The following is a 24,585-nucleotide window of genomic DNA, read 5'->3' as shown; positions in this document are numbered from 1 at the left end:
TTGATCAGATACAGAACATTATTCTGTTACGGAACTATATTCTGTACACATGGCAGCGTCAATGCTGCACGCGCGGAGTCCGGCGAGGTAACATGGCGTCTTCTGATCACTTGGATGCGGTAGATGGATATTCTGGAGCGTAGCTATCCCGGCAGGCGGGCGGAACTCAAGAGAGCCATCCTGCGCGCAGGGCTTGAGTGCTTTAACGCGCAGGGTATCGAAGCGACAACCATCGAGATGATTCGCAGCGGGTGCGACACCAGTGTCGGGGCCATCTACCACCATTTTGGCAACAAGGAGGGCCTGGTCGCGGCTCTGTTATTCGCCGCCATGGAGGATCAGGCCTCCCTTCGCCAGCAATATCTTGCAACCGCGCAGACGCCCCGAGACGGAGTAAGCGCCCTGGTTCTGAGCTACGTTGACTGGGTTGCAGACCAGCCCGAGTGGGCACGCTATCAGTTCAACGCCCGCTTTGTGGTTGCCAACGGTCCCCATAAGGAAGAACTGGTTGCAAGAAACCGGGCCCGGAACCAGCAGTTGCAGGAGTGGTTCGCCCGAGCATGTGCAGGTGACAAGCTGACCAGCCTACCCTACGAGCTGGTTCCTTCCCTGATCATTGGCCCGGCGGAAAGCTACTGCAGGGCCTGGCTCTCAGGCAGAGTTGCCAGCAGCCCAAGGGTTTACCGTGAGACACTGGCCGAGGCGGCCTGGCGAGCACTCGGCGTAGCCTGATCTGCCAGGGGCGCCCTTCCCCGCAGGCTGCCGCTTTGAATACGTGGCAGCCTCATCCCAAACCGGTCTGCCTTATGGGCCGGCAACGTCTGATGGAGAAATACCATGATCAATGAGCAGGATCGCAAGCACCTGCAGCGGTGCATTGAACTGGCGGCGGAAGCACTGGCCGCTGGCGATGAGCCCTTCGGTTCGGTGCTGGTGTCGGCTCAGGGTGAGGTGCTGTTCGAGGATCGCAACCGGGTTGCCGGTGGTGATCATACTCAGCATCCGGAATTCGCCATTGCCCGCTGGGCGGCGCAGAACATGAGCCCCGAGGACCGAGCCGGTGCCACGGTATATACCTCGGGCGAGCATTGCCCCATGTGTGCGGCCGCTCATGGCTGGGTCAGACTGGGGCGCATCGTCTATGCGAGCTCCAGCGCGCAGCTGGGCCATTGGTTGGCCGAGCTGGACGTACCGGCTCCCCGGGTGCGGTCGCTGCCCATCGGCGACGTCATTTCGGATACGCCTGTCGCAGGGCCGGACGAAGAGCTGGCCGCCAGGGTTCACGAGTTGCACAGACAATTTCATCAACAGCGCAGGATTGGAGAATGAGCATGCGTATCTGTGGCATTGAATTGACCGGTAATGATGCAGTGGTGTGCCTGCTTGATAAGGACGATGGGTTGTTCAACCTGCCGGACAGCCGCACCCGCAAGCTGACCCTGAAGAAGGACCACACCCGCGAGGATCTGCTGGCGTTCCAGAAGGAGCTGGTGCAGTTTCTGGGGGATTACAAGGTGCAGCGTGTAGTGATCAAGGAGCGGCTGCAGAAGGGCAAGTTCGCCGGCGGCGCGATCAGCTTCAAGCTGGAAGCCACTATTCAGCTGATCCCCGCGGATTATGAGGTGGAGCTGCTGTCAGCCACACAGATCAAGTCCATTCTCGCGGCGAATCCGCTGCCGGTGCATTTTGCCGACACCGGCCTGAAGCAGTTTCAGGAAGCGGCCTTTCTCACCGCCTACGCGGGTCATTTCAAGGATTGAAGCCCCTCAGACCCAGCGGTGATCACCGCTGGGTCAGCGACAGCCGTATACCCAGCCCGATAAAGGCCGTACCCACGATACGGTCCATCAGCTTCTGCAGCTTGCGGTTCCCGGAAACCACGCCCATTGCACTGCCTGCCAGCAGCGCAAAGGTCGCATCAGTGAGAAAGGCCACCAGGGTATAGGCCACACCCAACAGCAGGAAGGACTCCACCTGATGCTCGCCGCCGGGCACCACGAACTGCGGAAAGAAAGACACGAAGAACAGCAGTACCTTGGGATTGGTCAGGGTGGTGATGAAGCCTCTGGTCAGCAGACTCCTCAGGCTCGCTTCGGGCCTGATCCGGGGCTGCTCTGGGTCGTCGGCTTGCTCCTTGCCGAAGGTGCCGAGGATGAACCTGGTACCCAGATAGATGAGATAGAGCGCACCGGCCAGCTTCACCACATTGAACAGCGTGGGCGACGCGGCAATCAGCGCCGTAAGCCCGACGACACTGGCCAGAGCGTGGGTACAGCTGCCCAGCGCCACCCCTGCCGCCGAAATCACCCCGGCACGCCGCCCGTTCGCCACACTCTGCCCGACCACATAGGCCAGGTCGGGGCCGGGGGTAACGGATAACAGGAAGACCGCAACGATGAAGAGCCAGAGACTGGTTATGTCGAACATCGGGGAGGCTCCGGGTTGGGATGGGTGGGATCAGGGGATTTTAGGACGATGGTGAGTTGGGATAAAGCGGCGACAGAAAGCCCGGGATGGAAAAAAAGCCCAGCATGAGCTGGGCTTTTTCGTTTGTCTGGCGGAGAGGGAGGGATTCGAACCCTCGATACGCTATTAACGTATACACACTTTCCAGGCGTGCTCCTTCAACCACTCGGACACCTCTCCGGATTCCCGTCACTGGACGTTGCCAGTTCCGAGGCGCGCTAATGTACCCAAACCAGAGCGGTTTGGCAAACCCTATTTGCAGACTCGGCAGTCATTTATTTGCTGGTACACTGCCAGACCGGGCCGGGATGCGCCTGTAGCTTCCAACGACGAGGGTTCTGTGATGAGTGAGCTGGTTTCCTACAGTTTTTCCGATGGTATTGCCCGTCTGGGTCTGGACAACGGCAAGGCCAATGCCCTGTCGCCGGAAGTGTTCGAGGCGCTCAATGCGGCGTTGGATCGTGCCGAGCTGGATCGTGCGGTGGTGGTCATCTCCGGCAAGCCGGGGATCTTTTCCGGTGGCTATGACCTGAAGGTCATGACCGCCAGCCCTGAGGCGGCGAAAGGCCTGGTGAGCATCGGTTCCTCTCTGTCCCGTCGTCTGCTTGCGCACCCCTACCCCGTGGTTGCCGTGTGCACCGGCCACGCGATCGCCAAGGGTGCATTCCTGCTGCTGTCCTGTGATTACCGCATCGGTGTGCAGGGCCCGTTCAAGATCGGTCTGAACGAGGTTGCCATCGGCATGACCATGCACCATGCCGGCATCGAGCTGGCCCGGGCCAGGCTGACCAACAGTGCCTTCAATCGCTCGGTGATCAATGCCGAGATGTTCTCGCCCGAGCAGGCCGTGGAGGCGGGCTTTCTTGACCGTGCGGTGCCGGCGGAGGAGCTGGAAGCCGAGGCAATGGCGATAGCCAGCCAGCTGACCCAGCTGAACATGACAGCCCACCGCAAGACCAAGCTCAAGGCCCGCAAGGGTCTGCTGGAGCTGCTGGACTGGGCGATTGACGAAGACAAGCACCACAACCTCTGATGGATTCCATAACCCAGGCGGTACTCGGCGCTTCCGTTCAGGGGGCGCTGCTGGGCCGCTGGCAGGGGCGCAAGGCGCTGCTGTATGGCGCCGCACTGGGCACCCTGCCGGATCTGGATGTGGTCATCGACTACGGCGATGCCGTGGCCGACATGACCTATCACCGCGGATTCAGCCATTCCCTGCTGGTGACGGCGGCGGCCAGCGTGCTGCTGGCCTGGCTGGTGCGCCGCTATCGTCCGCACCCCGGCTACAGCGCGATGCGCCTGTGGCTGTGTATCTGGCTGGTGCTGACCACCCATATCCTGCTGGATGCCTTTACCACCTACGGCACCCAGCTGTTCTGGCCGCTGAGCACGCCTCCGGTGGCAATTTCCAGCATCTTCATCATCGATCCGCTGTACACCATTCCGCTGCTGCTGGCGGCGCTGGGCGGGCTGCTGTTCGGCCTGCATCGGACCGGCTGGTTGCGTGCCCAGTCCGTGGCCCTGCTGCTGAGCAGTCTGTATCTGGGGAGCACCCTGATCGGTCAGCAGATGGCCGGGCAACGTCTGGAGCAGGCACTGGCGGCGCGGGGCATCGAGGCCGAGTCTACCTTTGTTGCCGCGACACCCTTCAATACGGTGCTCTGGCGGGTGATGGCGGTGGATGGGGACGATTATTACGAGGGGCTGGTCAGCTGGTTTGATCAGCGTCCGATGGAGCTGGAGCGGCTTCCCCGCCGGGCCAGTGAGGGCCAGCAGGCGCTGGAGCAGTCACCACAGCATGCGCGGCTGCGCTGGTTTACCAATGATCTGCTGCGCTATGACCTGATTGATGGCCAGTGGGTAGTGACCGATCTGCGCCTGGGCATGCCCGGTTATCACCCTTTCCGCTTCGCCCTCGCCGAGCAGGATGAGCAAGGGGACGTGCAGCTGATCAGCTCGGTCGAACAATGGCCGATGGGCCGGCCGCCGCTGGAGGATCTGCTGGCCCTGCGAGATCGGGCGCTGAGTCAGGATCGTCCCATTGCCATCGGCCGGCTTGCCGGTGCGCTGGCCAGGGCACCGGTGAGCGAGTCTGCCGACTAGCTCTTGTCCTGCAGGGCGGTGACCAGCACCTGGGGGTCGCCGTTGTGCACCCACTCGCGCCAGATGGCCAGCAGCAGCGACATCAGCACCGGGCCGACAAACAGCCCCACGATACCCATGGTGGTGACCCCGCCGATCAGACCGAAGAAGGTCAGCAGGAAGGGCAGCTTGATCGGGCCGCCGACCAGCGACGGGCGGATGGTCTTGTCGACGATGAACAGTTCCACCGCCCCCCAGATGAACAGCGCCACGCCGGCAAAGACGTTGCCGCTGCCCACCAGGTAGAGCGACACCAGGGTAAAGGCCAGTGGCGCGCCACCCGGGATCAGCGCCATGACCCCGGTGATTACCCCCAGGGCCACCGGGGAGGGTACGCCGGCGATCCAGTAGGCAATACCCAGCACTATGCCCTCGCCTATGGCGATCAGACCCATGCCGATGACGGTGGCGGTAACCGTGGCCGGCACCATGCGCGAGAAGCGCTGCCAGCGCGCCGGCAGTACGCCCTCCCCGACCCGATCCAGCTGGGCAACCAGGTGGTGCCCGTCGCGGTACAGGAAGAACAGGGTAATGAGCATGAACAGCAGCGCCAGCGCCAGGGAGAAGGCCTTGCCACTCATGGTCATGATCACCCGGGAGATGTTGCCCAGGTGCTGACCACTGGCCATCTGGATGATCTCGCTGATGGCGTGGGGGTGGTTCAGGTAGTCATTCCACTGGATCGCCAGCCATTCGCCGGCAAAGGGCAAGGCGGCGATCCAGGTGGGTACCGGCGCGCCATCGCGGTTGGCCTCCAGCAACCAGGCGACCCAGCTCTGGGCCTCCCTGAGGGCGAAGGACAGGGCCATGGTCAGGGGCACCACCAGTACCAGCAGAATGACCAGAATGGCGATGGCCGCCGCCAGCGAGCGCCTGCCGCCGCACAGGCGCAGCAGGCGCTGGTACAGCGGCCAGCTGGCGAAGGCGACGATCAGTGCCGCCAGAACCGGGACGATGAAACCATGGAAGAAGTAGATGCCGGCGACGATCACCAGCAGCAGCAGCCAGCGCGCCGCTGATTGCGCCGGGACTATCGATGGGGGTGGGGGTGTGCTCATGTGCTCCCTTCATTGTCCGTGGCTGACCCGGTCCGGGCCGTAACCTGCATATCATAACAGCCGCATTGCAGGCCGTGATCCAAAGACTTTTACATGCTGTTTATACACAAGTGCCGCGCCTGTACATAAGCGATCCTGATACTGGCTGTGATGTTCATGCTATTGCGGGATCTGCGATAATGGCAGGCCCTCGCCCATGCCGGACAACCTGCCCTGCCCGGTGCAGGCCACAAGGAGACCGTACAGGTATGCCCAGCCTCTTCCCTGCCCCGCAGCCTCTGTCGGCTGCTGTCTGCCGATGATGCAGTCGCCACGCCTCGCAATGGGCGCCTGCCTGCTGGCGATCTTCACCACCATCTTCGCCAGCCACCTGCCGACACCGCTGTATGCCGTCTGGCAGCAGGCCTGGGGCTTTTCCTCCACTGCGCTGACGGCGGTGTTTTCGGTGTACGTGCTGGGCGTGGTGCTGACACTGCTGACCATGGGCTCGCTGTCCGACCAGATCGGGCGCCGGCAGATGGTGATTCCCGGGCTGCTGTTCATTCTGGTGGGCTCGACGCTGTTCATGTTCGCCGGCAACATCAACCATCTGGGCGTGGCGCGACTGATTACCGGCATCGGCACCGGCCTGGTGACCGGCGCCGCCACCGCAGCCGTGGTGGAGATGATGACCGATGGTAACTGGGCCCGGGGCGCAACCTTTGCGGCGCTGGCCTTTACCCTGGGCGCGTCCCTGGGGCCGACCACCAGCTCGCTGGCCCTGCGCTGGACCAGCCATGCCCATGTCTGGCCCTTTCTGGTAGTCATCGCTCTGGTGCTGCTGTGCCTGATACTGCTGCTGAAAGCGCCCTGGCCGGCGGGGCTTGGTCAGCGCCACCCGGATTTCCGGCTGCGCAAATGGCGGCCGACACCGATCAAGGTGCCGCGTCCGCTGCTGGGTGTGTTCGTCTTCGCCGCCTCGGCCATCTGCCTGGCCTGGTCCACCGGCAGCCTCTATTCCTCGCTCGGGCCGAGCATGGCGCGGGAACTGGCGGGTGTCAGTGATCTGGCGCTGGCCGGGCTGTTTGCTGCCGGCTGGCAGCTGGTGGCGGGCATCACCCAGTTTGCCGCCCAGCGCCAGCCGCTCACCCGATTGATCCTTGCCGGTCCGCTGCTGCTGATCATGGGTCTGGCCGCCATGGCCGGCGCCGTTCTGCTGGGCTCGGTCTGGCTGTTCACCCTGGCCACGGTGATGACCGCAACCGGCGCCGGCACCATAGGTGTGATCGCCACCGTCACCATTGCCCGCTCGGCACCGCCGGCCGAGCGCGGCGGCATGACCTCGGCGTTCTATCTCGCCGCCTACCTGACCATGGCCACCGTGGTGCTGGGGCTGGGTTTTGCCAGCGACCGGCTGGGCATGGTCAACAGCATGCTGGGGTTCACCGTGCTGATCTCACTGGCCGCCGTCGCGCTGATGTGCACCCGCAGGCGGGTTCAGCCGTAGAACCAGCGCCACAGGAAGAAGCACAGGATGCCGCCGGCAATGGTCGCCAGCAGATTGCGCCAGCGTGCAGCGATGAGAATGGCGGCTACTCCGCCGACCAGATAGTGGTTGTGCAAAGACAGCTGCAGCCCTTCTCCCTCCGGCATCAGCATCACCGGCACGACGATGGCTGACAGCACGGCGACCGGCACATAGGTCAGCGCCTGCACCACCAGCGGGCTGAAGCGCACCCGGTGGCCCACGGCAAACAGGGTATAGCGTATGGCAAAGGTGATGATCGCCATACCCAGGATAAGCCCGATCTCGAAGCCGCTCATGCCGCCTCCTCCTGCGCCGGCTTGCCGCGCTCGGCCAGGCGCTGGCTGATCACACCGGCACAGACACCCAGCAGCGCCGCCAGCATCAGTCCAAGCTTGTACGGCAGACCGTGGGCGGCGACCGCCACCGCGCTGGCCACCAGCGCCGCAACGATCATCGGCCGGTTGCGCAGCAGCGGCACCACTATGCCGATGAAGGTGGCGATCATGGCGAAATCCAGGCCCCAGTCGCCCAGGCTCGGCAGCGCCTGACCCAGCAACACGCCGATCAGGGTGCAGGCGAACCACAGGCTGTACATGGCCAGGCAGGAGCCGAGGAAGTACCAGTGCTTGCGCTCCACCGGACTGTCATCCAGCAGGTAGTGCCGGTGCACCACGGCAAAGCTCTCATCGGTCAGCCAGAAGGCCAGCGGCGCCCGCCAGCGCTGCGGCAGATGGCGGACGAAGGGCAGCAGGCTGGCGCTGTACAGCAGGTGCCGCAGGTTGACGATCAGGGTGGTCAGCAGGATCACCGTCAGGCTGGTGCCGCTGGCCACCAGACTGGCGGCGACGAACTGCGCCGAGCCGGCGAACACCAGCAGGGACATGGCCAGGGTGGCGGCCACGCTGAGGCCCGAGGCGACCGCCAGCGTGCCGTAGACAATGCCGAAGGGGACGGCGCCGACCAGCATGGGGATGGTGTCCCGCATGCCCAGCAGGAACTGCCGAGAAGATGACATTCTGCTCCCGTTACATCTCAGAGGGTTCTACAGACTGACGTAGCGGCTGATCAGTGCCCGCAGCGCCGCCGGCTTGACCGGCTTGGGCAGGTAGTCCAGCCCGTGCAGGCGGATCTGGGTGACCAGCTCGTTACGACCATCCGCGCTGATGACCACACCGGGCAACTCCGGATTGATCTGCTCGCGCAGCCAGCCCATCAACTCCAGGCCGGTGTCGCCATTATCCAGATGGTAGTCGGCCAGCACCAGCTCCGGTACGAAGCCACGCTCCAGTACCGCCTGCACCTCGGCGCGGTCGCGGGCCACGGCGACATTGCACTGCCAGCGGCTGAGCAGACTCTGCATGCCGGTAAGGATGGTCGCCTCGTTGTCGATGCACAGTATCTGGGCGCCGCTGAGCACGGGCACGCTGGGCGTGCGAGCGCTGCGCGGGTTGCGGTCGTAGCGCGCCACCGGCACGGTGACGCTGAACACGCTGCCCTTGCCCGGCCAGGAACGTACCGCCAGCTCGTGACCCAGCACCCGACACAGACCATCGGCGATGGCCAGCCCGAGGCCCAGCCCCTTCTCCGCCTGGGTGCGGTGGTTATCCAGACGCTGGAATTCCTCGAAGATGGTCTGCAGCTTGTCCCGCGGGATACCCGGGCCCTGATCCCAGACCTCGATGCGCACCGCATCCGGCAGACGACGCATGCCCAGCACCACCCGGGAATTGCCTGCATAGCGGAAGGCGTTGGTCATGAAGTTCTGCAACACCCGGCGCAGCAGACGGATATCACTGCGCACCCGCAACCGGCTGCTGTGCACCCGCAGGTCCACGCCCTGCTCCGAGGCCAGTGCGCCGAACTCGATGCGCAGGGGCTCGATCAGCTCGGTCAGCACGAAGTCGCTCCACTCGGGGATGATCCGCCCAGACTCCAGCCGGGACAGGTCCAGCAGGTCGGAGATCAGGTCCTCGGCCGAGCGCAGGGAGGTATCCAGATGGCGCACCAGCTGCTGGGCCTCCGGCGGCAGGTTCGCTTGGTGCATGAGCGAGGCGGAGAACAGCCGCGCAGCGTTCATCGGCTGCATCAGGTCATGACTGACCGCCATCAGGAAGCGCCCCTTGGACTGACTGGCCTGCTCGGTCTGTGCCTTGGCCACCGTCAGCGCCTGGTTCAGTTCGGACAGTTCCCGGGTACGCTCGGCCACCCGCTGCTCCAGGCTCTCGTTGGCTTCCTTGAGCGCCTGCTCGGCCTTGCGGAAGGCGGTGATGTCGGTGAAGCTCATGACGAAGCCGCCGCCGGGCATGGGGTTGCCGATGATCTCGATCACCCGCCCGGAGGGAAACAGACGCTCGGAGCGGTGGGCCGTGCCGCGGCGCATCCAGTTCACGCGCTTTTCCATGTGCATGTAAGGGTCGCCCGGACCACAGAGGCCGCGCCGGGCATTGCACAGGATCAGATCGGCAATCGGCCGACCTATGGTGATCAGCCCCTCCGGATACTGGAACATTTCCAGATAGCGCTGGTTCCAGGCCACCAGACGCAGCTCCTTGTCCACCACGCTGATGCCCTGGGTGATATTCTCGATCGCGCCCTGCAGCAGGCCACGATTGAACTGCAGCACCTCGGAGGCCTCGTCGACGATGCGCACCACATCCTCGAAGTGCATGTCCCGGCCTTCGATCGCCGCCTTCACCACCACCCGCGCCGAGGAAGCCCCCAGCACCCCGGCAAGCAGACGCTCGGTCTGGGTGATCCAGTTGCTGTCGGCCACCTGGGCGGGGTTGAAGGGCACTTCCTGGGCCTCGGCAAAGCGCTCGAAGCCGGCCCGCGCCCGCTCCTCGCCGATGAAGCGGGCGGCGAGCATCAGCAGGTCCTCGACTGTGACCCGCAGCATGGCGCGGCTGGGGCCACGGTCCATCTCGTCATCCAGGCTGACGAAGCGGCTGGCCTGCCAGTGCTCCACCACCCGGGTACGGGTGACCATGGACGCCACCACGAAGATCAGGAAGTTGCAACTCAGGGCAATGATGCTGCCCAGGGTAATGGCATCCAGCGGCAGGCCGAAGGCATCCTCGTAGAGCCGACTCAGCACCGGCCAGTCGCCCTCGGCGGCAATGCCCAGCAGCGGCAGTACCAGCAGCAGGAACCACAGGCTCATGCCGACGAACAGACCGGCATAAACGCCGGTGCGGTTGGCATGCTTCCAGATCAGCGCACCGAACATGGCCGGGGCCAGCTGAGCAATGGCGGCAAAGGCGATCTGCCCGGTATTGGCCAGACTGCCGGCGGAACCGATCAGCCGGTAGACCACATAGGCCAGCAGCAGGATGATGAGGATGGCACTGCGGCGCAGGTTGAGCATCCAGCCGCGGAATTCCTCATAGGAGCGCTTCTGCTGCTTGCGATGGCGCAGCAGCAGCGGCATGACCACATCGTTGGACACCATGGTACTCAGGGCAATGGCCGCCACGATCACCATGCCGGTTGCCGCCGAGGCACCGCCGAGAAACGCCGCCAGCGCCAGGATCGGTCTGCCTTCGAACAGCGGCAGGTTGATCACATAGGAATCCGGTGTGATGCCGGTGCCGAAGTTCAGCTGCCCGGCCAGACTGATCGGTATCACGAAGATGCCCGCCAGCAGCAGATAGGCAGGGAATACCCAGCGCGCCACGCGCAGGTCCCCGGAGCGGATGTTCTCCACCACCGCAACCTGGAACTGCCGAGGCAGGCAGAGAAACGCCAGTATCGCGATGAAGGTCTGGAACACCAGGTTCAGATGCAGCGTTTCGCGCTGCCAGTAGTCCGTCAGCTCGGGACTGTTCAGTGCCCGGTCGAACAGATCCGTGACCCCGCCGAACAGCATGAAGGTGACAAAGATACCGACCGCAATGAAGGCCAGCAGCTTGACCAGCGACTCGAAGGCAATTGCCAGCATCATGCCCCGGTGGTGCTCGGTCACATCCAGGCTGCGAGTACCGAACAGGATGGTGAACAGGGCCAGCAGCAGGGTCACCACCAGCGCGGTTTCCTCGGGACTGCGACTGTCGCCGCCGGTGAGCGATACGCCGGTGCCGGTGAGCAGGTTGAAGCCCAGCACTATGCTCTTGAGCTGGAGGGCAATGTAGGGCAGTACGCTGATCAGACAGATCAGCGTGATGATCACGCCCAGACCCTGCGACTTGCCGTAGCGCGAGGCGATGAAGTCGGCGATGGAAGTGATGTTCTCCTGCTTGCTGATGACAAGCATGCGGGCGATCAGACGCCAGCCGAAGAAACACAGGATGATGGGCCCGATGTAGATCGGCAGAAAGTCCCAGATCTGACCGGCGGCCATGCCGACGGCGCCGAAAAAGGTCCAGCTGGTACACCAGACGGCAATCGACAGGCTGTAGACCCACACACGCAGACGCGGGCCGAACTCCCCGGTCTGCCGATCCCCCCAGAAGGCGATGGCGAACAGGCAAGCTATGTAAATGAGGAACGTGGACGCAACCAGCCCACCGGAGAGCATCATGGGGTGGATCTCAACTCGTGTAACGGCGGCATAGTCTGGCAGGCGACGACCATTTTTCCCATAGGTTACCCCCCAGACCTAAGTCGAAGCGCACCGCCCTGCCGTCGTGTTTACCGCCCCGCGATGGGCTGCTATGAGCGCGACAGTTCCATCTGCTGCAGCGCCAGCGCCGCCTGGGTACGGGTACGCACGCCGAGCTTGCGGAATATGGCAGTCACGTGGGCCTTGACGGTCGCTTCGGATACCTGCAATTCATAGGCGATCTGCTTGTTCAGCAGGCCATCGCAGACCATGCTCAGCACCCGGAACTGCTGGGGCGTCAGGCTGGCCAGCTGACTGCTGATGGCTTCCTGTTCGCTGCTCAGCGGCGATACCTGATCATCGACCTGGGACGGCCAGCAGGTATCGCCGTCCAGCACATCCTGAACCGAGCTCTGTATGATCTCCAGACTGGAGGATTTGGGGATGAAGCCGCTGGCCCCGAAGTCACGGGCGCGGCGCACCACCGCCGCCTCTTCCTGGGCGGAGACCACGATTACCGGGATCTGGGGGAACTGGCTGCGCAGCAGCACCAGTCCGGAAAAGCCATGGGCACCGGGCATGTTCAGATCCAGCAGCACCAGATCCCAGTCGCTGCGCTGCTCCAGCAGTGACTGGAGTTCGGCGATGGAACCGGCTTCGGTGAGACGGATATCCCCGTTCAGACCGGTGTTGAGTGCCTGAAACAACGCGCTACGGAAAAGTGGGTGATCATCGGCGATCAGAATCTCGTAGGTTGTCCCCATGCCTTGCTTCCTGCCCGCTTATCAGACTGTATCGAGGTGAGCCATCATGTCAGGGTTACAAGCCTGACACCGGTGACCCCAACCGTCAACCAAGCCGCGGGCCCGGCCGGTTGGCGGCACTGTCTTTCCTGCCACGCCGGGCGCATAATCCCGGCTTTTCGCCGGACCTGAGAACTCGATGAAACGCCGTACCCTCCGGGCCGATGCCCTGATGCTGCTGACCGCCCTGATCTGGGGCACCACCTTCGTGGCCCAGAGTCTGGGCATGGAGCATATCGGCCCATTCCTTTATACCGGGCTGCGCTTTGCCCTCGGCTGCCTGGTGATACTGCCGCTGGTGCTGCTGGCCCGCCCGAGCGGCGCCGAGCAGGCGCACCGCCGGTTCAGCCGCCCCATGCTGCTGGGCAGCATGCTGCTCGGCGCGGTGCTGACCATCGGCATCAACCTGCAGCAGATCGGCCTGCTGTTCACCACGGTCACCAATTCCGGATTCATCACCGGCTTCTATGTGATCCTGGTGCCGGTATTCGGTCTGATCGTCGGCATGCGCAGCGGTCTGGGTACCTGGTGCGGCGCGCTGCTGGCAGTGGCCGGCATGCTGCTGTTGAGCGTCACCGCAGACTACCGCGTGGCGCTGGGTGACGTGCTGCAGCTGGCCAGCGCCGCCTGCTGGGCTGTGCATGTATTGCTGGTAGGGATGCTGGCATCACGCTATGATCCGGTCCGTGTCTCCTTCGTCCAGTTCACGGTATGCGCTGCGGTGAGCCTGATGCTGGCAGCCGCCCTGGAGGAAACAGACCTCACGGCAATACTGCTGGCAGCCCCGGCGATTGCCTTCGGCGGTATTCTCGCAGTGGGTATAGGGTTCACCCTGCAGGTGGTGGCCCAGAAGGATGCCATCGCTTCCCATGCTGCGATCATTCTCAGTCTTGAGGCCGTGTTTGCAGCATTGGCCGGCTGGCTGATTCTCGGCGAGATGCTGAGTCTGCGCGGCCTCATCGGCTGCAGTCTGATGCTCTGCGGCATGCTGGTGGCCCAATTGGCGCCCATCTATCAGCAGCGCCGGCAGCAGAGACAGGCTCAGCGGGGACGGGCACAGGAGGCCTGAAAAAAACTCTGTTGCCATGCAGAACCTGAGCACGCCTGCATGGTCACAGTGGTAATCCACAAGCTGCAACCGCCCCCGATGGGAGACCCCATGCGTTATCTGATAGCTGTACTCACTGTTCTCGTTGCCCTGCCGGCCCACTCCGTTTCTCTGCGTGATACCCGACTGGAGGAGACGCTGCGTACCGTGGCTCAGCAAAGCAGCAAGGACACGCCACGCCAGCTGAACGAGCATATTACCGACGAGGGCTTCAGCGCCAAGGGCAAGGAGCTGGTGAACCATCTGAGTGTCGATGCCGATTACGCCACCCGTATGCAGAGCGAGCCCCTGCTGGTGCGCAGTCAGCTCCAGGCCAGCGTCTGTGCCGATCAGCGCTTTCGGCGGCTTCTGGACATGGGCGCCACCCTCACCTATCACTTCGTGCTGACCGACACCCAGCAGCCCATACTGACCCAGAGTTTCGTGGCGGATCACTGCCAGGCGATGTAGCCTGTTCAGATGAAATCCGAAAGCAGTACACAAGGGACAGGTATGTCAGAGGACACCCACGCGGCAGACTATCTCGGCCGCCACTGGCAGACCGGGAGTACCGGCCTGCAGGACAAGGTTGAGGAGCTGCTGAATCTGGCCCACGGCCGCAGCGACAACCGCCAGCTGTATCAGGACATGCTCCTGAGCATAGTGCGCATGGCCCAGGCTGACCGCAACCGCTGGGACGCCAAGATCATGCGCCACACCATCCGCGAATTGGAGGAGGCGTTTGCGCGGCTTGAGCAGTTCAAGCGGCGGCGCAAGGTCACCGTATTCGGATCGGCGCGCACGCCCGTGGACAGCGAGCTGTACAACGTAGCCCGGCACATGGGCCGGCTGCTGGCCGAGGACGACTTCATGGCTATCACCGGCGGTGGAGGCGGCATCATGGAGGCCGTGCATGTGGGCGCCGAGCTGGACAACAGCCTGAGCTTCAATATCACCCTGCCCTTCGAGCAGAAGCCCAACCGCGTGGTGGCCGGCACGTCACATGACATGCCGTTCCGCTTCTTCTTCCTGCGCAAGCTGTTTCTGGTACGCGAGGCAGATGCCATCGTCCTCTGCCCGGGCGGCTTCGGCACCCTGGATGAAACCCTGGAAGTGCTGACTCTGGTGCAGACCGGCAAGAGCCCCATGGTGCCGATCATACTGCTCGACGTCCCCGGCGGCGGCTACTGGTCAGCGCTGCTGGACTTCTTTCACCATCAGTTGCTGGCCGAGGGTTACATTCTGGCCAGCGACCTTAGGCTGCTGCAGCAGGTGGACTCCCCGGAGCAGGCAATGGACTGTATCCGACATTTCTACAGCAATTACCACTCATCGCGCTGGCACAACGACCAGTACCTGATCCGCCTGAATCGCCCGCTCACGCCCGAAGCGCTGGACATGCTCAATACCCGCTTCACGGATATCTGCTCCAGCGGTGGCTTTACCCAGAAGCCCTTTGCCGAGCCGGCTCTGGAAGATCCGGAGCTGCAGCACCTGGCGCATCTGACCTTCGCCCTCAACGCCCGGGCCCAGGGCCGGCTGCGCGAACTGATCGACGAGCTGAACCGGCCGGAAAACCAGATCGACCCGCGCTGACGCAACCCGGCGTGGGCGAAACAGATGCCCGCCGCCCCTTTGCGCCGCGCTGCGGAGTGACTACCATGGGACGTTTTCGACGAAGAAACGAGAGAAAATGACCTACGACCACAACTGGCAGCTCGATACCATCGTCGAGCAGCTGCGCGAAGCCCGTTCCGAATGGCGCAGCGCCCAGGGACGAACCCACGAGCCGGGCGACCGTGAGCTGCCGTCGCGGACGGCGATGAAGAGCATAGTCGAATCCCTGGCCGGAGCCCTGTTCCCCATGCGGCTGGGGCCGGCGGATCTGCGCAAGGCCAACGAAGACTTCTATGTGGGGCATACCCTGGATCAGGCGCTCAACCTGTTGCTGCAACAGGCCATGCTGGAGCTGCGTCACACCCATCGCAAGAATCCGCTGGATCCCGATGATCTGCTGCAGCAGGCACGGGACATAGTGCGCCGCTTCGCCGCCGAACTGCCGCACCTGCGGCGTATCCTCGATACCGACGTGATGGCCGCCTACCGCGGCGATCCGGCCGCCAAGTCGGTGGACGAGGTGCTGCTGTGCTATCCCGGCGTGCTGGCGGTCATCCATCATCGCTTCGCGCACCTGCTGTACCGGGAAGGCCTGACCCTGCTGGCGCGGATCATCAGTGAACTGGCTCATTCGGAAACCGGCATCGACATCCACCCCGGTGCCCGGATCGGATCGAGCTTCTTCATCGATCACGGCACCGGTGTGGTGATCGGCGAAACCGCCATCATCGGCGAGCGGGTACGCATCTATCAGGCGGTGACCCTGGGTGCCAAGCGTTTCGAATCTGACGATGAGGGCAAGCTGCTCAAGGGTCAGCCCCGCCACCCGATCGTCGAGGATGATGTGGTGATCTACGCCGGAGCAACCATTCTCGGCCGCATCACCATAGGTGCCGGCTCCATCATCGGCGGCAATGTCTGGGTTACCCGCAGTCTGCCGCCGGGCAGCAACGTATCCCAGGCCAGCCTGAAGAACCGGCCCTGCACCGACTGATCAGTCCTTGAGGACATTGCCCTGTTGCAGGGTCTCACCACCCTGCCACAGGCGCCACTCCCCTGACTCGCAGGTATTCCACTGCTCGTTGCTGGTCAGCGGCTCGGTGGCGATCACCGTCACCACATCATTGGGCGTGGTGTGTTCCTGGAAGTCCACCACCATCTCCACATCGCGTAGCTGCGCCGGGCCGAACGGCGCCCTGCGGGTGATCCAGGACAGCTTGGTGGTGCACAGGCTGAACAGCCATTCGCCGTTGCTCAGCAGCAGGTTGCAGACACCGCGCCGGGCGTAATCGGCACAGGCGCCGGTCAGGCAGTCGAGAATCTCCTGCTGGCTCGGGTGCTGCGTGAAACGCGCCCGCAGGCGGTTGAGCAGATCGCAGAAGATGGCCTCGCTGTCGGTATTGCCCACCGGCTGGAAGGGCCCCTCCCCCGCTGCGAAGTCATTGATCTGCCCGTTGTGGGCGAAGGTCCAGTACTGGCCCCACAGCTCCCGGGTGAAGGGATGGGTATTGGCCAGGGTGACCCGTCCGACATTGGCCTGGCGGATGTGGCAGATGACGTTTTCGGATTTGATGGGATAGCTCTCGATCAGCTGGGCAATGGCCGAGCTGTGACAGGGCGCCGGATCATGGAAGCAGCGCACCCCACTCCCCTCGTAGAAGGCCACTCCCCAGCCGTCGCAATGCGGACCGGTACGCCCACCGCGCTGCATCAGCCCGGAAAAGCTGAAACAGATATCCGTCGGCACATTGGCGCTCATGCCCATCAATTCACACATTCAGTTACTCCCCCGACAAAACCTCGGGACTTCTATTGGTTAGACTGGTCAACCTTCAAGGGAATGGTACTGCAAAATCTCATCCGGGACCGCCAGGAACCTGCATTGCACGCGCCCAACCATAATCCGGCGTTCTTCGGCGATGAGAGTCCACTGGTAGTGGGCACACGTGCGCTGGCCATGATGGCGATTAACTTCCTCGCACCGGAGGCGTGCTTGCAGCTACGGCTGTCCGCCCGGCGCGGGCGGCCGTCGTGCGTTACCTGCAACCCGGATCCGCTTGGCTTTATTCCCGCCCTGGGCGACCATAGCGCCCCATGAATGCACTTACCCAGATTCCCGGCCCGCTGCAGAGCTGGCAGGCCGCCATTGAACAGGGCTTCGTCGAAGACCCGGCCCAGAAACAGGCTGCGCTGGCCCTGGACCAGCTGCAGCAGCAACTCCACGGCAAGTGGCGGCTGAAGGGCCGTGGCCTCTATCTGTGGGGCCCGGTCGGCCGGGGCAAGACCTGGCTGATGGACATCTTCCACCGCAGTCTGCAGGTGCCCAGTCGGCGCCAGCACTTCCATCACTTCATGCAGTGGATGCACAGGCGCCTGTTCGAGCTGACCGGCACGGTCGATCCGTTGAAGGTGATCGCCAGGGAACTGGCCGCCGAGGTGAAGGTGCTGTGCTTCGATGAGCTGTTCATCAATGACATCGGCGATGCCAGCATCCTCGGACGGCTGTTCATCACCCTGTTCGATGAGGGACTGGTGCTGGTGCTGACCTCCAACATCCCTCCGGAGCGCCTGTACGAGCACGGCCATAACCGCGAACGTCTGCTGCCGGCGCTGGATGCCATCAAGAAGCACATGCAGGTGATCAATGTGGACGGCGGCCAGGACCACCGCCTGCACCCGGCCGAGCAGGTCCAGCGTTACTGGGTAAAGAACCCGGAGGCGCTGGAAAGGACCTTCCGCCGGCTCAGCCAGGGTATCGACAGCAACTACGAGCCGATCGAGCTGAATCACCAGCTGGTCAGGCCCAGATACCACTGCGCCAGAGCTGTGTGGTTCGATTTCGACGAGCTGTGCGAAAGGCCCCTGGCGGCGCTGGACTTCATCGACCTGTGCGATCGCTTTCCGGCAGTGCTGCTGGGCAAGGTCCCGCGCCTGAGCGCGCCTGCCCGGGAAGTGCGTATCGCCCGGGGTACGGAGGATGCCGTGGAGCAGGTGCAGGCCGGCGACCGGGTGCTGCCTCCGCTGTCCAGGCAGGATGACAGCGTGCGCCGGCTGATTGGCCTGGTGGATGAGTGCTACGACCGTGGGGTGCCGTTGTACATCGAAGCGGAAGTGCCTCTGGACGAGCTGTACACCCAGGGCGCCCTCACCTTCCCCTTCCAGCGCACCCTCAGCCGCTTGCGGGAAATGCAGTCGGTGCGATTCCAGACCCGGTAGCCCCCGCGCACGCCCGCATTCGCACCCGGGGCGGGTGCTCCTACCGTCCGGCCTCCTGCGCCAGCCCCGGTTTCATGTAGGAGCACCGCCCACGGTGCGAAAGCGGAGTCAAACCACAACCCCCGAGCCCGCCCCCTTCGCACCCGGGGCGGGTGCTCCTACCCTCCGGAGTCCTGCGCCAGCCCAGTTTCCTGTAGGAGCACCGCCCCGGTGCGAAAGCGGAATCAAACCCCAACCACCGACCCCGGCCCCCTTCGCACCCGGGGCGGGTACCGTCCGGGGTCCTGCGCCGGCTCTGGTTTATGTAGGAGCACCGCCCCGGTGCGAAAGCGGAGTCAAACCACAACCCCCGAGCCCGCCCCCATTCGCACCCGGGGCGGGTGCTCCTACCCTCCGGAGTCCTGCGCCAGCCCCGGTTTCATGTAGGAGCACCGCCCTCGGTGCGAAAGCGGAGTCAAACCACAACCCCCGAGCCCGCCCCCTTCGCACCCGGGGCGGGTACCGTCCGGGGTCCTGCGCCGGCTCTGGTTTATGTAGGAGCACCGCCCACGGTGCGAAAGCGGAGTCAAACCACAACCCCCGAGCCCGCCCCCATTCGCACCCGGGGCGGGTGCTCCTACCGTCCGGCCTCCTGCGCCAGCCCCGGTTTCATGTAGGAGCACCGCCCACGGTGCGAAAGCGGAGCCAAACCCCAACCACCGAGCCTACACCCTTCGCACCCGGGGCGGGTGCTCCTACAACAAACTAGTCGAAGTCCTCGGCGGAGTGCCGTTCGGGCACCTGTTCGTCCAGCTCGCCCCAGGTACGGTTGACCTTGCGGCCGCGCTGTACCGCGGGCCGTGCGGCGATCTTCTCGGCCCAGCGCATGAGGTGGGTATAGCTCTGCGCATCGAGGAATTCGGCGGCGCCGTACACCTGGTTGGTCACTATGCCGCCATACCAGGGCCAGATGGCCATGTCGGCGATGCTGTACTCGTCCCCGGCGATATAGGGGTTGTTGGCCAGCTGCCGATCGAGCACGTCCAGTTGACGCTTGGTTTCCATGGTGTAGCGGTTGATCGGGTACTCGTACTTCTCCGGCGCGTAGGCGTAGAAGTGACCGAAGCCGCCGCCGACGAAGGGCGCACTGCCCATCTGCCAGAACAGCCAGTTGAGGCACTCGGTACGACCACGGATGTCCTGCGGAATGAAGGCGCCGAACTTGTCCGCCAGATACAGCAGGATGGAGCCGGACTCGAACAACCGCAGCGGCGGGTCCATGCTGGTGTCGAGCATCGCCGGGATCTTGGAGTTGGGGTTGATCTCGACGAAGCCGCTGCCGAACTGATCGCCCTCGCTGATGCGGATCAGCCAGGCGTCGTATTCCGCCTCGCTGAAGCCGGCCTCCAGCAGCTCCTCGAGCATGATGGTGACCTTGACCCCGTTGGGCGTGGCCAGCGAATACAGCTGCAGCGGATGCTTGCCACGCGGCAGCTCACGCTCGTGGGTGGCCCCGGCAATGGGCCGGTTGATGCTGGCAAACTGGCCGCCGTTGTCCTTGTCCCAGGTCCAGACCCGTGGTGGTACGTAGCTGTCTTTGCTCATCTGATCCTCCCGGTTTGCGCCCGGTCGGGTATCGACCGGCAACACTCTTGGGAAGCATGGTACCCCCGGCCGCCGGCACAGGCCACCGGCCGGGGAACAGATCAGCCGGCCTGCAGCTCACCGTCCTCGAGAAACACCCGGCTGTTCACCGGGAGGATCCAGGCATCGCCGCCCTGCACCAGTCCCAGTTCGCGGTAGCGGTGCTTGCTCAGTTCCGCCTGCACCACGTTCTCGCTGTTGTCGGTGCGCAGCTCCAGGCGCACGGTCGGGCCGACCACCGAAACCAGCTCGATCTGCGCGTGCAGCGCATCCTCACGGCGTTCGCCCAGCACCTCGATATCATGGGGACGGACGTAGGCCAGGGCCCGGCTTTCGCGCTGGCCGGCATACTCCGGTGCCGAGAAATTCAGGTTGCCGATACGTGCCACGCCATCCTGCACCCGGGCGTGGAACAGATTGACGTTACCCAGGAACTCGTAGACGAAGGGGTTGGCCGGATTATCGTAGACCTCCTCCGGGCTGCCGTCCTGTTCCACCCTGCCCTTGTTCATCACCACCACGCGGTCGGACACTTCCAGTGCCTCCTCCTGATCGTGGGTGACGAACACGCTGGTGACGTGGATCTCGTCATGCAGACGGCGCAGCCAGCGGCGCAGTTCGGCCCGCACCTTGGCGTCCAGCGCGCCGAAGGGTTCGTCGAGCAGCAGCACCCTGGGCTCCATTGCCAGCGCCCGGGCCAGGGCGATACGCTGACGCTGCCCACCCGAGAGCTGCGACGGCAGCCGGTCGGCGGTCCAGTCCAGCTGCACCATCTCCAGCAGGTGCATGACCTTGCGGCGGATCTCGGCCTTGCTCGGCCGCTGGCTGCGCGGCTTGACCGTCAGCCCGTAGGCGACGTTCTCGAACACGCTCATGTGCTTGAACAGGGCGTAGTGCTGGAACACGAAGCCGACCCCGCGATCACTCACGTGCAGGTCGGTGGTGTCCTGGCCGTGGAAGCGGATGCGTCCGCTGTCGGGCTGCTCCAGCCCTGCAATGATGCGCAGCAGGGTGGTCTTGCCCGAGCCGGACGGCCCCAGCAACGCGGTCAGCTCGCCGTCATTGAGGCTGAGACTGACATTGTCGACGGCGACAAAATCACCGAAACGCTTGTTTACCTGATCGATTTCAATACTCATGTCGGCTCTCTCAATGACTGTCGCCGGCCGGGCGCTGACGCTCGTCCAGCCACTCGATGAAACTCTTGACCGCGATGGTGACCAGCGCCAGGCCGGTCAGCAGCGAGGACACGGCAAAGGCGGCGGTGAACATGTACTCGTTGTAGAGCACCTCGATATGCAGCGGCATGGTGTTGGTCTCGCCACGGATGCGTCCCGAGACTACCGCCACCGCGCCGAACTCGCCCAGGGCGCGGGCGTTGCACAGGATCACGCCGTAGATCAGTCCCCACTTGATGTTCGGCAGGGTCACGTACCAGAAGGTCTTCCAGCCGCTGGCGCCCAGGGTCAGCGAAGCCTCTTCCTCCTCCTTGCCCTGCTGCTGCATCAGCGGGATCAGCTCCCGGGCAATGAACGGCAGGGTGCCGAAGGCGATCACTATGACGATGCCCGGCACGGCAAAGATGATGCGCAGGTCATGGGCGGCCAGCCAGGGGCCCAGCCAGCCCTGGGAGCCGAACAGGATGACGAAGATCAGGCCCACCACCACCGGCGAGATGGCAAAGGGCATGTCGATCAGCGAAATCAGTATCGGCTTGCCGCGGAACTCGAACTTGGCGATGGCCCAGGCCGCCGCCACACCGAATACCAGATTGATGGGCACCACTATCAGCACCACCATCAGCGACAGGCGGATGGCCGCCAGTGCATCGGGTTCGTTGATCGCCGCCCACCAGACCTGCAGGCCCTGCTCGAAGGCGCCGTACAGCACCACAGCCAGCGGCAGTACCAGAAACAGGGCAAGGAAGGTGAGCGCAACGCCGATAAGGGTCCAGCGCACCCAGGCCGGCTCCTCGGTGGCGCGGCGCCAGCGCGCGGCCAGCTCCGGATTGGCCACATGTACAAGTGTCTGTGTCGTCATGGGGTCGTCCTCAGAGTCCGCGACGCTGGGTCCACCACTGCAGACCATTGATCAGCAGCAGCAACAGGAAGGCCGCGATGAGCATCACGGTGCCGATGGCGGCAGCACCCGGATAGTCGTACTGCTCAGCCTTGGCGACGATCAGCAGCGGCGTGATTTCGGTGCGATAGGGCATGTTTCCGGAGATGAATACCACCGAACCGTACTCGCCCACGGCGCGGGCAAAGGCCAGCGCGTAGCCGGTCAGCAGTGCCGGCAGCAGCGACGGCAGTATCACCCGGCGGACGGTGGTGAAGCGGCTGGCGCCCAGGCTGGCGGAGGCTTCCTCACGCTCGGCCTCCAGGTCCTCCAGCACCGGCTGCACGGTACGCACCACAAAGGGCAGTCCGATGTAGGTCAGCGCGACCACCACCCCGAGCTGGGTATAGGCGACCTTGATGCCGAAGATGGTCAGGTACTGACCGACCCACCCGGTGGAGGCGTACAGGGTGACCAGCGCGATCCCGGCTACCGCCGTGGGCAGCGCGAAGGGCAGATCCACCAGGGCGTCGACCACTTTCTTGCCCGGGAAGCTGTAACGCACCAGTACCCAGGCGACCAGCGCACCGAACACCAGATTGATGCTGGCGCCGATCAGGGAAGCGGAGAAGGACAGTTTGTAGGAGGCCACGACCTGGGGATGGCTGACGGCTCTCCAGAAGTCCTCCCAGCTCATCATCGAGGTGTACAGCAGCAGGCCCCCGACGGGGATGAGGAAAATGAAACCCAGATACAGAAGGCTGAAGCCCATGGTCAGCCCGAAACCGGGTATGACCCTACGTTTTCTGGTGGCAGTAGACATGTTCACCTCGAAATGATCCCGGGCGTTGGCGTCCGGGTTGGCATCCATCAAACAGCTGGTGTATCCGACTGCCGCGCTCCTACGGCAGCCGGGACCCTGCGCCTCAGCGCTTGGTCAGACTCTCCAGAATGCTGTCGAACTTGCCACCGTCGTTGAAATGATCGTTCTGTGCCTTCTCCCAGCCGCCAAACACGTCATCGATACGGAACAGCTCGACATCGACGAACTTGTCGGCAAACTCCCTGGCGATCTCCGGGTTGCTCGGGCGGTAGTAGTTGCGCGCGGCAATCCGCTGGGCTTCCTCACTGTACAGGTACTGCAGGTACGCCTCGGCAACCTCACGGGTGCCCTTGCGGTCGACGTTCTTGTCCACCACGGTCACCGGCGGTTCGGCCAGAATGCTCACCGAGGGCACCACGATCTCGAACTCACCCTTGCCCAGCTGCTCCACCGACAGGTAGGCCTCGTTTTCCCAGGCAATGAAGACATCACCCAGTCCACGCTGCACGAAGGTATTGGTCGCGCCACGGGCACCCGGGTCAAGTACCGGCACGTTGGCGAACAGCTTGCGCACGAACTCGTAGGCCTTCTCCTCATCACCGCCGTTCTGCTTCAGGGCATAACCCCAGGCGGCCAGGTAGTTCCAGCGGGCACCGCCGGAGGTTTTCGGGTTGGGGGTGATGACTTCCACGTCGTCACGGACCAGATCATCCCAGTCCTTGATGTTCTTCGGGTTGCCCTTGCGCACCAGCAGCACGATGGTGGAGGTATAGGGCGAGCTGTTGTTTGCCAGGCGGCTCTGCCAGTTTTCCGGGATCAGGTCGGCGTGCTGACGCAGCGCATCCACGTCATAGGCCAGCGCCAGGGTAACCACATCGGCGTCAAGACCGTCGATCACCGCACGGGCCTGGGAGCCGGAGCCGCCGTGGGACTGGCGCACATTGACGCTCTGCCCGGTCTCGGCCTGCCAGTACTTGCTGAAGGCCGCGTTGTATTCACGGTACAGCTCACGGGTCGGGTCATAGGACACGTTGAGCAGGTTGATGTCAGCTGCCAGGGCGGAGCCCGCGATCAGGGTGGCCAGTGCGCCCGCCAGGGTATTTTTCAGGATGTTTTTCATTTTCATTACTCTCGTAGAAATCTGTTTCATGTGAAGTCGGGTCGAGTCGTTCCTGTTACCGGCACATTCGTGCGGTCAGATTTCTACAGGAGCTGGTCTGACTGTTCAGGGCACACCGTGTCATGGGGCTCTCCATGTGATCCATGTTGTAAGCCACCTCTGGTAATCCAGTCGGCAGTAATGAAAATGCGAGTTGGACTGTCCCGTGGTCGGGTGTCAGGACGCTCGGGTCGGGGGCTGGAAACGGATCTTTTCCTTCCGTTCGATCTGCACCACCTGGCCGTTGTGCAGGGTGATCTCCACTGCACCGAACTGAATGCTTCGCAGCGCTTCAGTGATGACGGCCACTACCTTCTGATCGTCCACCGCCGCATGCAGTTGGGTTGTTGCTGACATGTTCTCTGCTCCGTTTGCGGGTTGGGCTGGATACCTGGGGTATCGACGGAGGAGATATTAGAGGGGAAATTGATATAGCGAAAAATACTATTTTGGAACTTGTATATTCTTTTTTCGAATAACAAAATTAGA

The 24,585-nt window shown here is 63.5% G+C and carries 24 protein-coding genes and 1 tRNA gene; 11 read left to right on the top strand and 14 right to left on the bottom strand.

The window, feature by feature from the left end; translation table 11 throughout:
* Positions 1–123: 123 nt before the first annotated feature.
* The 3 genes from VF673_RS00125 (at position 124) to VF673_RS00115 (ending at position 1,760) form a co-directional block, all read left to right on the top strand.
* Complete coding sequence (locus VF673_RS00125) at positions 124–732, top strand: TetR/AcrR family transcriptional regulator (RefSeq protein WP_235818582.1); 609 nt, start codon at positions 124–126, stop codon at positions 730–732.
* Between the two features lie 105 nt (positions 733–837).
* A complete protein-coding gene (locus tag VF673_RS00120) occupies positions 838–1,329 on the top strand; it encodes a nucleoside deaminase (RefSeq protein WP_320331777.1) in 492 nt (163 codons plus the stop codon).
* Positions 1,330–1,331: 2 nt separating this feature from the next.
* Positions 1,332–1,760 (top strand): DUF3010 family protein, encoded by a 429-nt coding sequence (locus VF673_RS00115; RefSeq protein WP_320331836.1) that lies wholly within the window; start codon positions 1,332–1,334, stop codon positions 1,758–1,760.
* Positions 1,761–1,782: 22 nt separating this feature from the next.
* Here VF673_RS00115 and VF673_RS00110 read toward each other — a convergent pair whose 3' ends face one another.
* Positions 1,783–2,427, bottom strand: coding sequence for a LysE family translocator (locus VF673_RS00110; protein ID WP_440290458.1), 645 nt, complete (start codon positions 2,425–2,427; stop codon positions 1,783–1,785).
* Positions 2,428–2,555: 128 nt separating this feature from the next.
* Positions 2,556–2,646, bottom strand: a tRNA-Ser gene (locus VF673_RS00105).
* A 163-nt stretch (positions 2,647–2,809) separates the two neighbouring features.
* Between VF673_RS00105 and VF673_RS00100 the strand changes: the two genes are divergently transcribed.
* The gene (locus VF673_RS00100; RefSeq protein ID WP_440290457.1) at positions 2,810–3,499 is read left to right on the top strand and encodes a crotonase/enoyl-CoA hydratase family protein; all 690 of its coding nucleotides are present in this window, start codon (positions 2,810–2,812) and stop codon (positions 3,497–3,499) included.
* On the top strand, positions 3,499–4,569 hold the full coding sequence (locus VF673_RS00095; protein WP_440290456.1) for a metal-dependent hydrolase: 1,071 nt from the start codon (positions 3,499–3,501) through the stop codon (positions 4,567–4,569). The genes VF673_RS00100 and VF673_RS00095 overlap by 1 nt, the downstream gene beginning before the upstream one ends.
* Here VF673_RS00095 and VF673_RS00090 read toward each other — a convergent pair.
* Entirely contained in the window at positions 4,566–5,666 is a 1,101-nt protein-coding gene (locus VF673_RS00090) for an AI-2E family transporter (protein WP_440290455.1), read from the bottom strand. The genes VF673_RS00095 and VF673_RS00090 overlap by 4 nt on opposite strands.
* 298 nt (positions 5,667–5,964) lie before the next feature.
* Between VF673_RS00090 and VF673_RS00085 the strand changes: the two genes are divergently transcribed.
* Positions 5,965–7,152: an MFS transporter gene (locus tag VF673_RS00085; protein WP_177197812.1), complete on the top strand. Its 1,188-nt coding sequence runs from the start codon at positions 5,965–5,967 to the stop codon at positions 7,150–7,152.
* Here the strand turns inward: VF673_RS00085 and VF673_RS00080 are convergent.
* The 4 genes from VF673_RS00080 to VF673_RS00065 form a co-directional block, all read right to left on the bottom strand.
* A complete protein-coding gene (locus tag VF673_RS00080) occupies positions 7,143–7,469 on the bottom strand; it encodes an AzlD domain-containing protein (RefSeq protein WP_320331783.1) in 327 nt (108 codons plus the stop codon). The genes VF673_RS00085 and VF673_RS00080 overlap by 10 nt on opposite strands.
* Complete coding sequence (locus VF673_RS00075) at positions 7,466–8,188, bottom strand: AzlC family ABC transporter permease (protein ID WP_090538225.1); 723 nt, start codon at positions 8,186–8,188, stop codon at positions 7,466–7,468. Before VF673_RS00075 ends, VF673_RS00080 begins: the two co-directional genes overlap by 4 nt.
* Before the next feature lie 27 nt (positions 8,189–8,215).
* The gene (locus VF673_RS00070) at positions 8,216–11,689 is read right to left on the bottom strand and encodes a hybrid sensor histidine kinase/response regulator (protein ID WP_440290454.1); all 3,474 of its coding nucleotides are present in this window, start codon (positions 11,687–11,689) and stop codon (positions 8,216–8,218) included.
* 131 nt (positions 11,690–11,820) lie between these two features.
* On the bottom strand, positions 11,821–12,474 hold the full coding sequence (locus VF673_RS00065) for a response regulator transcription factor (protein ID WP_090538229.1): 654 nt from the start codon (positions 12,472–12,474) through the stop codon (positions 11,821–11,823).
* 178 nt (positions 12,475–12,652) lie between these two features.
* On the opposite strand from VF673_RS00065, the gene VF673_RS00060 reads away from it, so the two are divergent.
* The 4 genes from VF673_RS00060 to epsC all read left to right on the top strand — a co-directional run bounded on the left by VF673_RS00060 (position 12,653) and on the right by epsC (position 16,211).
* Positions 12,653–13,582 (top strand): DMT family transporter, encoded by a 930-nt coding sequence (locus VF673_RS00060; RefSeq protein ID WP_440290453.1) that lies wholly within the window; start codon positions 12,653–12,655, stop codon positions 13,580–13,582.
* 90 nt (positions 13,583–13,672) lie between these two features.
* Positions 13,673–14,071 (top strand): PA3611 family quorum-sensing-regulated virulence factor, encoded by a 399-nt coding sequence (locus VF673_RS00055; protein ID WP_440290452.1) that lies wholly within the window; start codon positions 13,673–13,675, stop codon positions 14,069–14,071.
* A 42-nt stretch (positions 14,072–14,113) separates the two neighbouring features.
* Positions 14,114–15,196 carry a TIGR00730 family Rossman fold protein gene (locus VF673_RS00050; RefSeq protein ID WP_440290451.1) on the top strand — a complete coding sequence of 361 codons (1,083 nt, stop codon included), beginning with the start codon at positions 14,114–14,116 and terminating at the stop codon, positions 15,194–15,196.
* Positions 15,197–15,293: 97 nt separating this feature from the next.
* Positions 15,294–16,211, top strand: a complete 918-nt coding sequence (gene epsC, locus VF673_RS00045) for a serine O-acetyltransferase EpsC (protein WP_320331787.1) — start codon at positions 15,294–15,296, stop codon at positions 16,209–16,211.
* Here epsC and VF673_RS00040 read toward each other — a convergent pair whose 3' ends face one another.
* Entirely contained in the window at positions 16,212–16,994 is a 783-nt protein-coding gene (locus tag VF673_RS00040) for a class II glutamine amidotransferase (RefSeq protein ID WP_440290450.1), read from the bottom strand.
* A 317-nt stretch (positions 16,995–17,311) separates the two neighbouring features.
* Here VF673_RS00040 and zapE point away from each other — a divergent pair, with 317 nt between their 5' ends.
* A complete protein-coding gene (zapE, locus tag VF673_RS00035) occupies positions 17,312–18,433 on the top strand; it encodes a cell division protein ZapE (RefSeq protein ID WP_440290449.1) in 1,122 nt (373 codons plus the stop codon).
* Between the two features lie 744 nt (positions 18,434–19,177).
* Here zapE and yghU read toward each other — a convergent pair.
* The 6 genes from yghU to VF673_RS00005 all read right to left on the bottom strand — a co-directional run bounded on the left by yghU (position 19,178) and on the right by VF673_RS00005 (position 24,453).
* Positions 19,178–20,017 (bottom strand): glutathione-dependent disulfide-bond oxidoreductase, encoded by an 840-nt coding sequence (yghU, locus tag VF673_RS00030; protein ID WP_320331788.1) that lies wholly within the window; start codon positions 20,015–20,017, stop codon positions 19,178–19,180.
* Positions 20,018–20,118: 101 nt separating this feature from the next.
* Complete coding sequence (locus VF673_RS00025; protein WP_440290448.1) at positions 20,119–21,195, bottom strand: sulfate/molybdate ABC transporter ATP-binding protein; 1,077 nt, start codon at positions 21,193–21,195, stop codon at positions 20,119–20,121.
* 10 nt (positions 21,196–21,205) lie between these two features.
* Positions 21,206–22,096 carry a sulfate ABC transporter permease subunit CysW gene (gene cysW, locus VF673_RS00020; protein WP_090538247.1) on the bottom strand — a complete coding sequence of 297 codons (891 nt, stop codon included), beginning with the start codon at positions 22,094–22,096 and terminating at the stop codon, positions 21,206–21,208.
* Positions 22,097–22,106: 10 nt separating this feature from the next.
* Positions 22,107–22,937 (bottom strand): sulfate ABC transporter permease subunit CysT, encoded by an 831-nt coding sequence (cysT, locus tag VF673_RS00015; RefSeq protein ID WP_090538426.1) that lies wholly within the window; start codon positions 22,935–22,937, stop codon positions 22,107–22,109.
* Between the two features lie 103 nt (positions 22,938–23,040).
* Positions 23,041–24,057: a sulfate ABC transporter substrate-binding protein gene (locus tag VF673_RS00010; RefSeq protein ID WP_218150007.1), complete on the bottom strand. Its 1,017-nt coding sequence runs from the start codon at positions 24,055–24,057 to the stop codon at positions 23,041–23,043.
* A 216-nt stretch (positions 24,058–24,273) separates the two neighbouring features.
* The gene (locus VF673_RS00005; protein ID WP_090538251.1) at positions 24,274–24,453 is read right to left on the bottom strand and encodes a DUF2292 domain-containing protein; all 180 of its coding nucleotides are present in this window, start codon (positions 24,451–24,453) and stop codon (positions 24,274–24,276) included.
* Between the last annotated feature and the right edge of the window lie 132 nt (positions 24,454–24,585).

Source organism: Halopseudomonas sp. Lyrl_26 (assembly GCF_051948695.1).
GTDB lineage: Bacteria > Pseudomonadota > Gammaproteobacteria > Pseudomonadales > Pseudomonadaceae > Halopseudomonas > Halopseudomonas formosensis.
The sequence above is the reverse complement of the archived record's forward strand: the minus strand, read 5'-3'. Positions and strand labels throughout refer to the sequence as shown.